General features: G+C 48.4%; 23 protein-coding genes. All 23 read left to right on the plus strand.

Going from position 1 to position 12,814, the window contains the following annotated elements; all coding sequences use genetic code 11:
• Nucleotides 1-37 precede the first annotated feature (37 nt).
• The 23 genes from fusA to rplO all read left to right on the plus strand — a co-directional run bounded on the left by fusA (nucleotide 38) and on the right by rplO (nucleotide 12,813).
• Nucleotides 38-2,158 (plus strand): elongation factor G, encoded by a 2,121-nt coding sequence (gene fusA, locus AC1RJL_RS00105; RefSeq protein ID WP_492910721.1) that lies wholly within the window; start codon nucleotides 38-40, stop codon nucleotides 2,156-2,158.
• A gap of 36 nt (nucleotides 2,159-2,194) precedes the next feature.
• Nucleotides 2,195-3,418, plus strand: a complete 1,224-nt coding sequence (gene tuf, locus AC1RJL_RS00110) for an elongation factor Tu (protein WP_492910715.1) — start codon at nucleotides 2,195-2,197, stop codon at nucleotides 3,416-3,418.
• A gap of 205 nt (nucleotides 3,419-3,623) precedes the next feature.
• Nucleotides 3,624-3,935 (plus strand): 30S ribosomal protein S10, encoded by a 312-nt coding sequence (rpsJ, locus tag AC1RJL_RS00115; protein ID WP_007644456.1) that lies wholly within the window; start codon nucleotides 3,624-3,626, stop codon nucleotides 3,933-3,935.
• A gap of 103 nt (nucleotides 3,936-4,038) precedes the next feature.
• Complete coding sequence (rplC, locus tag AC1RJL_RS00120; RefSeq protein WP_492910722.1) at nucleotides 4,039-4,683, plus strand: 50S ribosomal protein L3; 645 nt, start codon at nucleotides 4,039-4,041, stop codon at nucleotides 4,681-4,683.
• Between the two features lie 20 nt (nucleotides 4,684-4,703).
• Entirely contained in the window at nucleotides 4,704-5,318 is a 615-nt protein-coding gene (gene rplD / locus AC1RJL_RS00125; protein ID WP_062059487.1) for a 50S ribosomal protein L4, read from the plus strand.
• Nucleotides 5,315-5,611, plus strand: coding sequence for a 50S ribosomal protein L23 (rplW, locus tag AC1RJL_RS00130; RefSeq protein ID WP_492910723.1), 297 nt, complete (start codon nucleotides 5,315-5,317; stop codon nucleotides 5,609-5,611). The genes rplD and rplW overlap by 4 nt, the downstream gene beginning before the upstream one ends.
• 13 nt (nucleotides 5,612-5,624) lie before the next feature.
• Nucleotides 5,625-6,452 (plus strand): 50S ribosomal protein L2, encoded by an 828-nt coding sequence (gene rplB / locus AC1RJL_RS00135; protein ID WP_492910724.1) that lies wholly within the window; start codon nucleotides 5,625-5,627, stop codon nucleotides 6,450-6,452.
• A 34-nt stretch (nucleotides 6,453-6,486) separates the two neighbouring features.
• Nucleotides 6,487-6,765, plus strand: a complete 279-nt coding sequence (gene rpsS, locus AC1RJL_RS00140; RefSeq protein ID WP_039912567.1) for a 30S ribosomal protein S19 — start codon at nucleotides 6,487-6,489, stop codon at nucleotides 6,763-6,765.
• 12 nt (nucleotides 6,766-6,777) lie between these two features.
• A complete protein-coding gene (gene rplV / locus AC1RJL_RS00145; protein ID WP_039912569.1) occupies nucleotides 6,778-7,110 on the plus strand; it encodes a 50S ribosomal protein L22 in 333 nt (110 codons plus the stop codon).
• An 11-nt stretch (nucleotides 7,111-7,121) separates the two neighbouring features.
• The gene (gene rpsC, locus AC1RJL_RS00150) at nucleotides 7,122-7,802 is read left to right on the plus strand and encodes a 30S ribosomal protein S3 (RefSeq protein ID WP_078045161.1); all 681 of its coding nucleotides are present in this window, start codon (nucleotides 7,122-7,124) and stop codon (nucleotides 7,800-7,802) included.
• A gap of 12 nt (nucleotides 7,803-7,814) precedes the next feature.
• Nucleotides 7,815-8,228, plus strand: a complete 414-nt coding sequence (gene rplP, locus AC1RJL_RS00155) for a 50S ribosomal protein L16 (protein ID WP_039912571.1) — start codon at nucleotides 7,815-7,817, stop codon at nucleotides 8,226-8,228.
• Nucleotides 8,228-8,419, plus strand: coding sequence for a 50S ribosomal protein L29 (gene rpmC / locus AC1RJL_RS00160; protein WP_133684974.1), 192 nt, complete (start codon nucleotides 8,228-8,230; stop codon nucleotides 8,417-8,419). Before rplP ends, rpmC begins: the two co-directional genes overlap by 1 nt.
• Nucleotides 8,420-8,421: 2 nt before the next feature.
• Entirely contained in the window at nucleotides 8,422-8,688 is a 267-nt protein-coding gene (gene rpsQ / locus AC1RJL_RS00165; protein ID WP_492910725.1) for a 30S ribosomal protein S17, read from the plus strand.
• Between the two features lie 39 nt (nucleotides 8,689-8,727).
• A complete protein-coding gene (rplN, locus tag AC1RJL_RS00170) occupies nucleotides 8,728-9,096 on the plus strand; it encodes a 50S ribosomal protein L14 (RefSeq protein ID WP_007644480.1) in 369 nt (122 codons plus the stop codon).
• Nucleotides 9,097-9,128: 32 nt separating this feature from the next.
• The gene (gene rplX, locus AC1RJL_RS00175; protein ID WP_492910726.1) at nucleotides 9,129-9,446 is read left to right on the plus strand and encodes a 50S ribosomal protein L24; all 318 of its coding nucleotides are present in this window, start codon (nucleotides 9,129-9,131) and stop codon (nucleotides 9,444-9,446) included.
• Between the two features lie 6 nt (nucleotides 9,447-9,452).
• Complete coding sequence (rplE, locus tag AC1RJL_RS00180; RefSeq protein ID WP_062059501.1) at nucleotides 9,453-9,992, plus strand: 50S ribosomal protein L5; 540 nt, start codon at nucleotides 9,453-9,455, stop codon at nucleotides 9,990-9,992.
• 9 nt (nucleotides 9,993-10,001) lie between these two features.
• The gene (gene rpsN, locus AC1RJL_RS00185; protein WP_062059503.1) at nucleotides 10,002-10,307 is read left to right on the plus strand and encodes a 30S ribosomal protein S14; all 306 of its coding nucleotides are present in this window, start codon (nucleotides 10,002-10,004) and stop codon (nucleotides 10,305-10,307) included.
• 30 nt (nucleotides 10,308-10,337) lie between these two features.
• Entirely contained in the window at nucleotides 10,338-10,730 is a 393-nt protein-coding gene (gene rpsH / locus AC1RJL_RS00190) for a 30S ribosomal protein S8 (RefSeq protein ID WP_492910727.1), read from the plus strand.
• Between the two features lie 13 nt (nucleotides 10,731-10,743).
• The gene (gene rplF / locus AC1RJL_RS00195; RefSeq protein ID WP_492910728.1) at nucleotides 10,744-11,277 is read left to right on the plus strand and encodes a 50S ribosomal protein L6; all 534 of its coding nucleotides are present in this window, start codon (nucleotides 10,744-10,746) and stop codon (nucleotides 11,275-11,277) included.
• A 9-nt stretch (nucleotides 11,278-11,286) separates the two neighbouring features.
• The gene (gene rplR / locus AC1RJL_RS00200; RefSeq protein ID WP_062059515.1) at nucleotides 11,287-11,637 is read left to right on the plus strand and encodes a 50S ribosomal protein L18; all 351 of its coding nucleotides are present in this window, start codon (nucleotides 11,287-11,289) and stop codon (nucleotides 11,635-11,637) included.
• A gap of 9 nt (nucleotides 11,638-11,646) precedes the next feature.
• Nucleotides 11,647-12,156, plus strand: coding sequence for a 30S ribosomal protein S5 (gene rpsE, locus AC1RJL_RS00205; RefSeq protein ID WP_062059518.1), 510 nt, complete (start codon nucleotides 11,647-11,649; stop codon nucleotides 12,154-12,156).
• A gap of 35 nt (nucleotides 12,157-12,191) precedes the next feature.
• A complete protein-coding gene (gene rpmD / locus AC1RJL_RS00210; RefSeq protein WP_133684979.1) occupies nucleotides 12,192-12,377 on the plus strand; it encodes a 50S ribosomal protein L30 in 186 nt (61 codons plus the stop codon).
• A 1-nt stretch (nucleotide 12,378) separates the two neighbouring features.
• The gene (gene rplO / locus AC1RJL_RS00215; RefSeq protein ID WP_062059523.1) at nucleotides 12,379-12,813 is read left to right on the plus strand and encodes a 50S ribosomal protein L15; all 435 of its coding nucleotides are present in this window, start codon (nucleotides 12,379-12,381) and stop codon (nucleotides 12,811-12,813) included.
• Nucleotide 12,814 lies beyond the last annotated feature (1 nt).

The following is a 12,814-nucleotide window of genomic DNA, read 5'->3' on the forward strand; positions in this document are numbered from 1 at the left end:
GTCTTTACTAGTGAATTGGTAATCGGGGAATACAGCTGTGGCACGTAAAACTCCTATCGCACGCTACCGCAATATTGGTATTTGCGCTCACGTTGACGCTGGTAAGACTACAACTACCGAGCGTGTTTTATTCTATACCGGACTGTCTCACAAAATTGGTGAGGTGCATGATGGTGCTGCAACCACCGACTGGATGGTGCAAGAACAAGAGCGCGGTATCACCATCACTTCTGCTGCTGTTACGACCTTCTGGAAAGGTATGGGTGGCCAGTTTGATGAGCATCGCATCAATGTAATTGATACCCCGGGGCACGTGGACTTCACTATTGAGGTGGAGCGTTCATTGCGTGTTCTGGATGGTGCTGTTGTGGTTTTGTGTGGTTCCTCAGGTGTGCAGCCGCAGACCGAAACGGTATGGCGTCAAGCAAACAAATACGAGGTTCCACGGTTGGTATTTGTGAACAAGATGGACCGTACTGGCGCTAACTACATGCGTGTTGTTGAGCAGTTGAAGTCCCGTCTGGGTGCAAACGCGGTTCCGCTGCAAATGACCATCGGTGCTGAAGATGAATTCAGGGGCGTGGTTGACCTGGTTAAGATGCGTGCCATTATCTGGAACGAAGAAGACCAGGGTATGACCTTCAAGTACGAGCCGATCCCTGCAGATTTGCTGGCAACTTGTGAAAAAATGCGTGAATTCCTGATCGAGTCTGCGGCTGAATCCAGCGAAGAATTGATGGAAAAGTATTTGGGCGGCGAAGAGCTGACTGAAGAAGAAATCAAGACTGGCATTCGTGCGCGTACCTTGGCCAATGAAATTATTCCTGTTATCGGTGGTTCGGCGTTCAAAAACAAAGGCGTTCAGGCAATGCTTGATGCGGTTGTTGATTATCTGCCGGCACCGACGGAAGTTAAAGCTATTGAAGGCGTGCTTGAGGACGGGGAAACCGTTGCGACGCGTAAGGCGAGTGATGATGAGCCCTTCTCTGCATTGGCTTTTAAAATTGCTACTGACCCCTTCGTGGGCACCTTGACCTTCTTCCGTGTTTACTCGGGTACCCTGCAATCAGGGGACACCGTCTTGAACTCGGTAAAAGGTAAAAAGGAACGCGTTGGTCGTATGGTGCAAATGCACGCTAACCAGCGCCAGGAGATTAAAGAGGTATTGGCGGGTGATATCGCTGCGGGTATTGGTTTTAAAGACTGTACTACGGGCGACACTTTATGTGCTCTCGATAGCGTTATTATCCTTGAGCGCATGGATTTTCCGGAGCCGGTAATTCATGTGGCGGTTGAACCAAAAACCAAGGCGGATCAGGAAAAAATGGGCGTTGCCCTGGGCAAATTGGCTCAGGAAGATCCCTCTTTCCGGGTGCGTACCGACGAAGAAACCGGCCAAACCATCATTGGTGGTATGGGCGAGCTGCATCTGGATATTATTGTTGATCGTATGCGGCGCGAATTTGGCGTTGAAGCTAATATTGGCAAGCCGCAAGTGGCCTACCGTGAAGCTATTCGTAATACATGCGAAATCGAAGGCAAATTTGTGCGTCAGTCGGGCGGTCGCGGCCAGTTTGGTCATTGCTGGATTCGTTTCTCTCCAGGTGCCGATGAAAGTGCTGAAGGCTTGGAGTTTGTAAATGAAGTTGTGGGTGGTGTTGTTCCTAAGGAATTCATCCCTGCAATCCAGAAAGGTATTGCAGAACAGATGCAAAACGGTGTTCTGGCGGGTTATCCCTTGCTTGGCTTGAAGGCTGTTGTGTTTGACGGCTCTTACCATGATGTGGATTCCTCGGAAATGGCTTTTAAGATTGCGGCATCTATGGCAACCAAGAAATTGGCCCAAAAGGGTGGTGCGGTTTTGCTTGAGCCAATCATGAAGGTCGAGGTGGTTACACCTGAGGCTAATATGGGTGATGTGGTTGGCGACTTGAATCGTCGTCGCGGCTTGATCCTGGGTATGGATGAGAGTCCGATGGGGAAGGTTGTTGATGCCGAGGTTCCACTGTCAGAAATGTTTGGTTATGCGACTTCGTTGCGCTCAGCAACTCAAGGGCGCGCAACCTATACAATGGAATTCTTGAAGTACCAAGAGGCTCCTCGCAATGTTGCTGACGAAGTGATTGCGAAGGGCGGAATGCAAAGAGACGAAGAATAGTTTCGATATTTCATCTTTATATAGAGGAATTGAAAAGTGGCTAAAGAAAAGTTTGAACGTAACAAACCCCACCTTAACGTGGGCACCATTGGTCACGTTGACCACGGTAAAACCACGCTGACCGCCGCGTTGACCCGCGTGTGTGCAGAAAGCTGGGGCGGCGCATTCGTTGCCTATGATGGTATCGACAACGCGCCGGAAGAAAAGGCTCGCGGTATTACCATCAACACTTCTCACGTAGAGTATGACTCAGCTACCCGTCACTACGCTCACGTTGACTGCCCGGGCCACGCCGACTATGTGAAGAACATGATCACTGGTGCTGCGCAGATGGATGGTGCGATCCTGGTGTGTGGCGCGACCGACGGTCCAATGCCGCAAACCCGCGAACACATCCTGTTGTCTCGCCAGGTAGGTGTTCCTTACATCGTAGTATTCCTGAACAAGGCAGACTTGTTGGCGGAAGACTGTGGTGGTGTGGGTACCGAAGAATACAATGAAATGTTGGAATTGGTAGAAATGGAGCTGCGTGAGCTGCTGTCTACCTATGACTTCCCGGGTGACGATACTCCAATTATCGCTGGTTCTGCCTTGATGGCATTGAACGGTCAGGATGAAAACGGTTTGGGTACTTCTGCAGTACGTAAACTGGTTGAGTCTCTGGATAGCTACATTCCAGAGCCGGTACGTGCTATTGACCAGCCATTCCTGATGCCAGTAGAAGATGTGTTCTCTATCTCTGGTCGCGGTACTGTGGTAACTGGCCGTGTAGAGCGTGGTGTTGTTAAAGTCGGTGAAGAGATCGCGATCGTTGGTCTGAAAGATACCGTTAAAACCACCTGTACCGGTGTTGAAATGTTCCGCAAGCTGCTTGACGAAGGTCGTGCCGGTGAGAACGTAGGTGTTCTGTTGCGCGGTACCAAGCGTGATGACGTTGAGCGCGGTCAGGTATTGGCCAAGCCAAACTCGGTTACCCCGCACACCAAGTTCCAGTCAGAAGTGTACGTATTGTCAAAAGAAGAAGGTGGTCGTCACACGCCATTCTTCAAAGGCTATCGTCCACAGTTCTATTTCCGCACCACCGACGTAACCGGTGCGGTTGAATTGCCGGAAGGTGTAGAAATGGTAATGCCAGGTGACAACGTGCAAATGGTGGTTACTTTGATTCACCCGATTGCGATGGAAGAAGGTTTGCGCTTCGCTATCCGTGAAGGTGGTCGTACTGTTGGTGCTGGTGTTGTTGCCAAAATCATTCAGTAATATGAAGTGTTGAAAAGCGGGCCCATGTGGCCCGCTTTTTATTTTTCCGGGTGCGTTTGAGTGTTTGATCAAATAATCGCAAATATGCCGTTTATTTGTTGACAGGTCACTAAGTCGCCCTTAGAATTGCGCCTCCTTTTGCCGGGGTACTTTTATCCTTGCGCATTGGAAGTTCTTTAAAACAAACAATTGGAGTTTGGTTCACATGCAGAATCAACGCATTAGAATTCGCCTGAAGGCTTTTGATCACAAGCTTATCGACGCCTCTACCCAAGAGATTGTTGAAACAGCAAAGCGTACAGGTGCTCAAGTGCGCGGTCCGATTCCGCTGCCGACTCGTAAAGAGCGCTTCACTGTATTGATTTCCCCGCACGTTAATAAAGACGCGCGTGATCAATACGAGATCCGTACACATAAGCGTTTGCTGGATATTGTTGAGCCTACCGAAAAAACTGTTGATGCACTTATGAAGCTGGATCTGGCTGCTGGTGTTGAGGTTCAAATTAGTCTCGGCTAAGTAAATGTTTAAGGTTCGGGCGCACTGGGTGTCCGAACTGTGTAACGCTCTGAAATGGGCGGCCATAGCGGGTAAAAGCCCCGTACACTAAGAGGTTAGTAAAATGACGATTGGTATTGTCGGCCGCAAAAGCGGTATGACTCGTGTATTTACCGATGATGGTGTTTCCATTCCTGTCTCTGTGATTGAGGTTGAGCCTAATCGCATCACTCAGGTTAAAAGCGTAGACACTGATGGCTACTCTGCTGTGCAGGTTACTATTGGTGCTCGTCGTGCCTCCCGTGTTACCAAGTCCGAAGCCGGTCACTTCGCTAAAGCAAACGTTGAAGCGGGTCGTGGTGTTTGGGAATTGCGTAACGAAGCTCAAGAAGCTTTCGAAGTTGGTGCAACAATTACTGTTGAGTTTTTCTCGGCAGGTCAAATAATTGATGTTACCGGCACATCTAAAGGTAAAGGTTTTGCTGGCGGTATTAAGCGCTGGAATTTCGGTATGCAAGATGCGACTCACGGTAACTCCCGTTCGCACCGTGTGCTGGGTTCTATCGGCCAGTGTCAATCTCCAGGTCGCGTATTCAAAGGCAAGAAAATGGCTGGTCATCTGGGTGCTGAGCGTGTAACCGTTCAAAACCTTGAGATTGTCCGTGTCGATGCTGAGCGCAATCTGCTTCTTGTTAAGGGTGCTATTCCTGGTGCTCCAGGTGGCGACGTTATTGTGCGTCCAGCTGTTAAAGCGCGCACTAACGGTTAAGTATCCGAGGGGAATCGACCATGGAATTAAAAATTGTGAGTCCCGGTGGTGCCCAAGGTACAGTTTCTGTATCTGAGGTTGCCTTCGGTAGAGAGTTTAACCAAGACCTGGTTCATCAAACTGTTGTCGCCTACATGGCAGGTGCTCGTCAGGGTACTAAAGCGCAAAAAACTCGCGCTGAAGTGTCTGGCGGTGGCAAAAAGCCTTGGCGTCAAAAAGGTACTGGTCGTGCACGTGCTGGTACTATCCGTAGCCCAATCTGGCGCGGCGGCGGCGCAACATTTGCTGCTAAACCACGTAACTTCGAGCAAAAACTTAACAAGAAAATGTACCGCGCTGCGCTGCAGTGCATCCTGTCCGAGTTGAATCGTCAGGATCGTTTGATTGTAGTCGAAAGCTTTGATGTGGATGCACCAAAAACCAAATCATTAGTTCAAAAGCTGGCTCAATTTAATTTGACTGATGCTTTGATTATTACCGAAGAAATGAGTGAAAACCTGTTTCTTGCATCGCGCAACCTGTACAAGGTTGGCGTGATCGACGTCCAGGGTGTTGATCCTGTAAGTCTGATCGGTTTTGACAAAGTCATCGTTACTGTTCCTGCTCTGAAAAAATTCGAGGAGATCCTGGGATGAACCAAGAACGCATTTATAAGGTGTTGCTAGGTCCTGTGGTTTCTGAGAAAGCAGCAGCAGCCGGTGAGACTGGTAACCAAGTGGTTTTCAAAGTATTGGCCGATGCCAGTAAAGTGGAAATTAAAGCCGCAGTTCAAGTGTTGTTCAACACCAAAGTTGAATCAGTACGTGTATTGAACGTTAAGGGCAAAACCAAGCGTACACGCTACGGAATCGGCAAGAGAAGCGATTGGAAAAAAGCGTATGTACGTCTTGAGCAAGGTCAAGAAATCGACTTTGCGGTAGCTGAGTAAGGGGATTGTTGCAATGCCAATTGTAAAATGTAAACCAACCTCTCCAGGTCGCCGCTTTGTAGTAAAAGTTGTCAATCCGGATTTGTATAAGGGTGATCCTTACGCTCCTTTGTTGGACAAAAAGTCCAAGTCAGGTGGTCGTAACAATACCGGTCGCATTACTACTCGCCATGTTGGTGGCGGCCATAAACAACATTACCGTGTAGTTGATTTCCGTCGTAACAAAGACGGCATCCCTGCAACTGTTGAGCGCATTGAGTACGATCCAAACCGTACTGCTTATATCGCACTCGTATGTTATGCAGATGGTGAGCGTCGCTACATCATTGCGCCCAAGAATTTGAGCGCTGGTGACAAAATTGAGTCGGGTAACGCCGCGGCTATCAAGCCAGGCAATGCTCTGCCAATCCGTAACATCCCGTTGGGTAGTGTAATTCACTGTGTTGAGCTCAAGCCTGGTAAAGGTGCTCAAATTGCTCGCTCCGCTGGAGCTTCGGCTCAGTTGGTTGCGCGTGATGGTGCTTACGCAACTTTGCGTTTGCGCAGCGGTGAAATGCGTAAAGTGTTGAGTGATTGTCGCGCAACTCTGGGTGAAGTCTCTAACAGTGAGCACAATTTGCGTTCATTGGGCAAGGCTGGCGCCAAACGTTGGCTTGGCATTCGTCCTACTGTTCGCGGTGTTGCGATGAACCCGGTGGATCACCCAATGGGTGGTGGTGAAGGCCGTACTTCTGGCGGACGTCACCCGGTTTCACCATGGGGTACTCCAACCAAGGGTTACAAAACGCGCAAAAACAAGCGCACCGATAACATGATTGTTCGTCGTCGCGATAAGAAATAAGCGCCGACTTAACAGCTGAATAGAGGAAGAGACAGTGCCACGTTCACTGAAAAAAGGTCCTTTTATCGATCTTCACCTGATTAAGAAGGTCGAAGCTGCGATCGCGAGTAATGACCGTCGTCCAATTAAAACCTGGTCGCGCCGTTCCATGATTATGCCGGAAATGGTGGGTTTGACCTTGGCTGTACACAATGGTCGTCAGCATGTTCCGGTCCTGGTTAACGAAGAAATGGTTGGCCATAAGCTTGGCGAGTTTGCAGCAACCCGCACTTATCGTGGCCATGCCGCTGATAAGAAAGCGAAAAAACGCTAATCGAGGTATACGATGGAAGTAGCAGCAAAATTAAGCGGTGCTCGTCTGTCGGCGCAAAAAGCGCGTTTGGTTGCTGATCAAATTCGCGGTAAAGGCGTTGAAGACGCGCTTGATATTCTGGCCTTTAGCACCAAGAAAGGCGCAGCGATCATCAAGAAAGTACTCGAATCTGCAATTGCAAATGCCGAGCACAACGAAGGCGCTGATGTTGACGAGTTGAAAGTAAAAACGATTTTTGTAGATGAAGGTGTAAGTCTTAAGCGCATTAAACCGCGTGCAAAAGGCCGTGCTGATCGTATTACAAAGCGTACTTGTCATATCACCGTTAAAGTAGCCGATAAGTAAGAGAGCGCGTTATGGGTCAGAAAGTACATCCAAACGGTATTCGTCTGGGGATCATCAAAAAGCATACTTCTATTTGGTATGCCGATGGCACCGATTACGCAGACAAACTCAACATCGACTTGAAAGTACGTGCGTACATTCAGGACAAGCTTGCTAGTGCGTCAGTTAGCCGCGTTGATATTGAACGCCCCGCTAATACTGCGCGCATTACCATTCACACTGCCCGTCCAGGCATTGTGATTGGTAAAAAAGGCGAAGATGTTGATAAGTTGCGCGCTGAAGTTAGCAAGCAAATGGGCGTGCCTGTTCATATTAATATTGAAGAGATTCGCAAGCCCGATTTGGATGCAGCTTTAGTGGCACAAGGCGTGGCTCAGCAATTGGAGCGCCGTGTAATGTTCCGTCGTGCAATGAAGCGCGCGGTACAAAACGCAATGCGTCAAGGTGCTGAAGGTATCAAAATCCAAGTGGGTGGCCGCTTGGGTGGTGCCGAAATCGCTCGTAGTGAGTGGTATCGCGAAGGTCGTGTACCTCTGCACACTTTGCGTGCAGACATCGATTATGCAACAGCAGAAGCGAGCACCACCTACGGTATCATTGGTGTGAAAGTGTGGATTTTCAAAGGCGAAGTTATCGGTGACGTTACTGAAACCGAAGCAGCGTCCAAGAAAAAAGCCGCTAAATCCAAGTAAGGGGTACGCATCATGTTACAACCTAAGCGTACAAAGTTTCGCAAGCAGATGAAAGGCCGCAATCGCGGTCTGGCCCAGCGTGGCTCCAAAGTTAGCTTTGGTGATTTTGGCTTGAAAGCAACTGGTCGCGGTCGCATTACTGCGCGTCAAATCGAAGCAGCACGTCGTGCGATGACTCGTCACGTTAAGCGTGGCGGTAAAATCTGGATCCGTGTGTTCCCCGATAAGCCGATTACAGCTAAACCACTCGAAGTTCGTATGGGTAGCGGTAAAGGTGGTGTTGAATACTGGGTAGCGCAAATTCGTCCTGGCAAGGTTCTTTACGAAATGGACGGTGTAAGCGAGGAATTAGCTCGTGAAGCCTTCGCCCTTGCTGCGGCTAAATTGCCAATTACAACAACATTTGTTAAACGTTCGGTGATGTGATGAAAGCTTCAGAACTCCGCGAAAAATCCGTCGAAGAGCTGAATGGCGTCTTATTGGATCAATTGAAAGAGCAGTTCAAGTTGCGTTTGCAAGCTTCAACTGGTCAATTGACTCAATCGCACTTGCTTACGCAAGCGCGTAAAGACATCGCTCGCATCAAGACGGCGCTTAGTCAAAAGGCAGGTAAGTAACGATGACTCAAGAAACTAAAGTGGCTCGTACACTGACTGGCAAAGTTGTCAGCGACAAGATGGATAAAACCATCACCGTGTTGATTGAGCGTCGTGTAAAGCATGAGCTTTATGGTAAGTACACCACTAAATCATCCAAGCTTCACGCTCACGATGAAAAGAATGAGTGCAAGATAGGTGATGTTGTGACTGTGTCTGAGTCGCGTCCCCTGTCGAAAACCAAGACCTGGTCTTTAGTGAAAATTGAAGAGCGCGCTTCAGAAGTCTAAGACTTCCGCGCTTTTGTAAGTCAGTTTCGGAGACGGACGATGATTCAAACAGAAAGCTACTTAGATGTTGCTGACAACAGCGGTGCTCGCCGTGTCATGTGCATCAAGGTTCTTGGCGGCTCTCACCGTCGCTATGCGGCGGTTGGTGACATCATCAAAGTGACCGTTAAGGAAGCAATTCCTCGCGGCAAGGTGAAGAAAGGCCAAGTAATGAAGGCAGTTGTTGTGCGCACCAAAAAAGGCGTGCGTCGTCAAGACGGTTCATTAATCAAGTTTGACGATAATGCTGCCGTACTGCTGAATAACCAAGATGCTCCGATTGGTACCCGTATTTTCGGACCCGTGACTCGTGAGTTGCGCGGCGAGAAATTTATGAAAATCATTTCTTTGGCTCCTGAAGTGCTGTAAGCACTTTACGCTGAAGAGTCGAGGGCAGATAAATGCGTAAAATTAAACGTGATGACGAAGTGATTGTTGTCGCCGGACGTGACAAGGGCAAGCGCGGTAAAGTAGTGCGCGTATTGGCCGAAGATCGTTTGATTGTAAGCGGCATCAACATTATCAAGAAGCACCAAAAACCAAACCCACAATTGGGCGTTGCTGGTGGAATCGTTGAAAAAGAAGCTGCGATTCATGCTTCGAATGTTGCTATTTACAATCCGGCAACAAAGAAAGCTGACCGCGTAGGTTTCAAAGTGCTTGAAAATGGCGACAAAGTTCGCGTTTTCAAATCCAATGGCGAAACCCTAGGGGCGTAATGAAACATGGCTAGGTTAAAAGAGCTTTACGTTAAAGAACTCGCCCCTAAACTCAAAGCTGAGTTGGGTTTGGCGAATGTGATGGAAGTGCCACGCATTACCAAAATCACTCTTAACATGGGTGTTGGTGAAGCAACCGGTGACAAGAAAATTCTTGATAACGCCGTTAACGATCTGGTGAAAATTGCTGGTCAGAAAGTGGTTGTTACCAATGCGCGCAAATCGATTGCGGGTTTTAAAATCCGTGAAGATTGGCCAATTGGTTGCAAAGTAACTCTGCGTTCAGATCGTATGTACGAATTCCTGGATCGTCTGATTACTATCGCAATTCCGCGTATTCGCGATTTCCGCGGTATTAGTCCCAAGCAATTTGATGGACGCGGTAACTTTTCAATGGGTGTGACTGAGCAAATTATTTTCCCCGAAATCGACTACGACAAAGTAGATCGTTTGCGCGGTTTGGATATTTGCATCACCACTACTGCGCGCACCGATGAAGAAGGTCGCGCACTGTTGAAAGCATTTAACTTCCCTTTCAAAGGTTAAGGTGACGTCATGGCTAAAAAATCTATGATTGCACGCGAAGTTAAACGTGCAGAAACCGTGAAAAAATTTGCTGCCAAGCGTGCAGAATTGAAAGCGTTGATCGTCAGCCCTTCATCTACTGAAGAGCAAGTGTGGGAAGCGCAAATCAAACTGCAGAAAATGCCTCGCGATGCCAGCGCATCCCGTCAACGTAATCGTTGCCGCGTGACTGGTCGTCCTCATGGTGTTTACCGCAAATTCGGCCTGTGCCGTCACAAGTTGCGCGAAGCAGCCATGCGTGGTGATGTCCCCGGCTTGGTTAAGGCCAGCTGGTAAGCCTCGGCTTAATTTTAGGAGCAGAATCTGATGAGCATGCAAGATCCAATGGCAGATATGCTGACACGTATTCGCAATGCGCAAAACGTGGGCAAAGCAGCTGTAACCATGCCTTCTTCAAAATTGAAAGTAAGCGTGGCGAAAGTACTCTCTGACGAGGGTTACATTAATGGTTTTTCAATCAGCGAAGGCACCAAGCAAGAGTTGACTGTTGACCTGAAATACTTTGAAGGCAAGCCCGTTATTGTTGAGCTTGACCGTGTGAGCCGTCCTGGCTTGCGTAATTATGCTGGTAAAGCAGCGTTGCCAACCGTTCGCGGTGGTTTGGGTATCGCAATTGTTTCTACCAGTAAAGGTGTAATGACTGATCGTGCTGCTCGCGCCGCTGGCGTGGGTGGCGAAGTCCTCTGCACAGTATTCTAATTGGGAAATCGTCATGTCACGAGTTGCAAAAAGTCCGGTTGAAGTACCTGCTGCAGTGACTGTCACTCTTAACGGACAGTCACTGTCCGTTAAAGGCAGCAAAGGTACATTGGCGCTGCAAATTCACGCAAACGTTGAAGTTAAACATGAGAATAATGTTTTAACTTTCGCACCGCGTGATGGTGCCAAGCAGTCAGATGCGCTAGCAGGCACTACCCGTGCGCTAGTTAATAATATGGTATTTGGTGTTAGCCAGGGTTTTGAGAGAAAACTCACTCTGGTTGGCGTTGGTTATCGTGTTAAAGCAGAAGGCAATACTGTAAACCTGTCTGTGGGTCTCTCTCATCCTGTTGTATATACATTGCCACAGGGTGTAACTGTAGAAACCCCGAGCCAGACCGAGATAGTACTGAAAGGCAGTGACAAGCAATTGCTTGGTCAAGTTGCTGCCGAGCTTCGTTCGTTCCGCGAGCCAGAGCCTTACAAAGGTAAAGGTGTTCGCTATTCGGATGAAGTAGTACTGCGTAAAGAAGCTAAGAAGAAGTAGGCCTAGGATATGAGCGATAAGAAGCAAACTCGTCTTCGCCGTGCACGTCGTGCTCGTGCCAAGATCCGTGAATTAGGTGTTACGCGTTTATCGATCCATCGTACTCCACGTCATATTTATGCACAGTTGATTTCTGGTGATGGTGCAAAAGTATTGGCAAGCGCCTCTACTCTGGATAAAGATTTACGCAGTGGCAAAACTGGCAACGCTGATGCAGCCAAAGCTGTCGGTGCTCTGATTGCAGAGCGCGCTAAAGCAGCTGGTGTTACTCAAGTCGCATTTGACCGCAGTGGTTTCAAATACCATGGCCGCGTTAAAGCACTTGCTGACGCTGCTCGTGAAGGCGGACTGGAATTCTAAAGGTGAGATATGGCATACGCTAAGAAAGAAGAAGACAACAACGAAGGCTTGCAAGAAAAATTAGTTCAAGTTAATCGTGTTGCTAAAACTGTTAAGGGTGGTCGTATCTTTCAATTTACTGCACTGACTGTTGTTGGTGATGGTAATGGTAAAGTTGGCTTTGGCCGCGGTAAAGCACGTGAAGTACCTATTGCAATTCAAAAGGCAATGGAAGCTGCGCGTCGTAACATGATCAGTGTTGAGTTGAATGGCGATACCATTCAGTATCCAACTAAAGGTGCTCATGGTGCGTCCAAAGTTTACATGCAACCAGCTTCACAAGGTACTGGTGTTATTGCTGGCGGCGCTATGCGCGCTGTGCTGGAAATCGCTGGTATTCAGAACGTTCTGTCCAAGTGCTACGGCTCTACCAATCCGGTTAACGTAGTTCGCGCCACTTTTAATGCCTTGAAAGAAATGACCTCTCCGGAAGCTGTTGCTGCCAAGCGCGGTAAAAGTGTTGAAGATATTCTGAACTAATCGACTGGTTCGATTACTAGAAGGCGGAATTCACCATGTCAAAGAAAATGATTAAAGTGACCCAGATCAAGAGCACTGCTCACCGTCTGGAGAGCCATAAGGCCTGCGTTAGAGGTCTTGGTTTGCGTCGCATCCGTCACACTGTTGAAGTAGAAGATACTCCTTCAGTTCGTGGCATGATTAACGTAGTTAACTATCTGGTTAAGGTAGAGGGAGAATAAGATGCGTCTGAATACCCTTAGCCCGGCACCGGGCAGTACTCACGCTAAAAAGCGTGTTGGTCGCGGTATCGGCAGTGGTTTAGGCAAAACTGCTGGTCGTGGTCACAAAGGTTTGAAGTCTCGCTCAGGCGGTTCTGTAAGACCCGGTTTTGAAGGTGGTCAAATGCCTTTGCAAATCCGTTTGCCAAAATACGGTTTTACTTCACGTATTGGTTTGGTTACTGCAGAAATCCGTTTGTCAGAATTGAATGCTGTTGAAGGTTCAGTTGTTGATATCGAGACTCTGAAACAAGCAGGCTTGATTAGTTCTGTAATCAAGCGTGCCAAGATTTTCGCTTCAGGCGAAGTCAAAAAAGCTGTCACTGTTAAAGGCCTGTCTGTATCTAAAGGTGCTAAAGCAGCGATTGAAGCCGCTGGCGGAACAGTAGAAGAGTAAC

The organism is Cellvibrio sp. GW822-FHT04B05 (assembly GCF_058800985.1).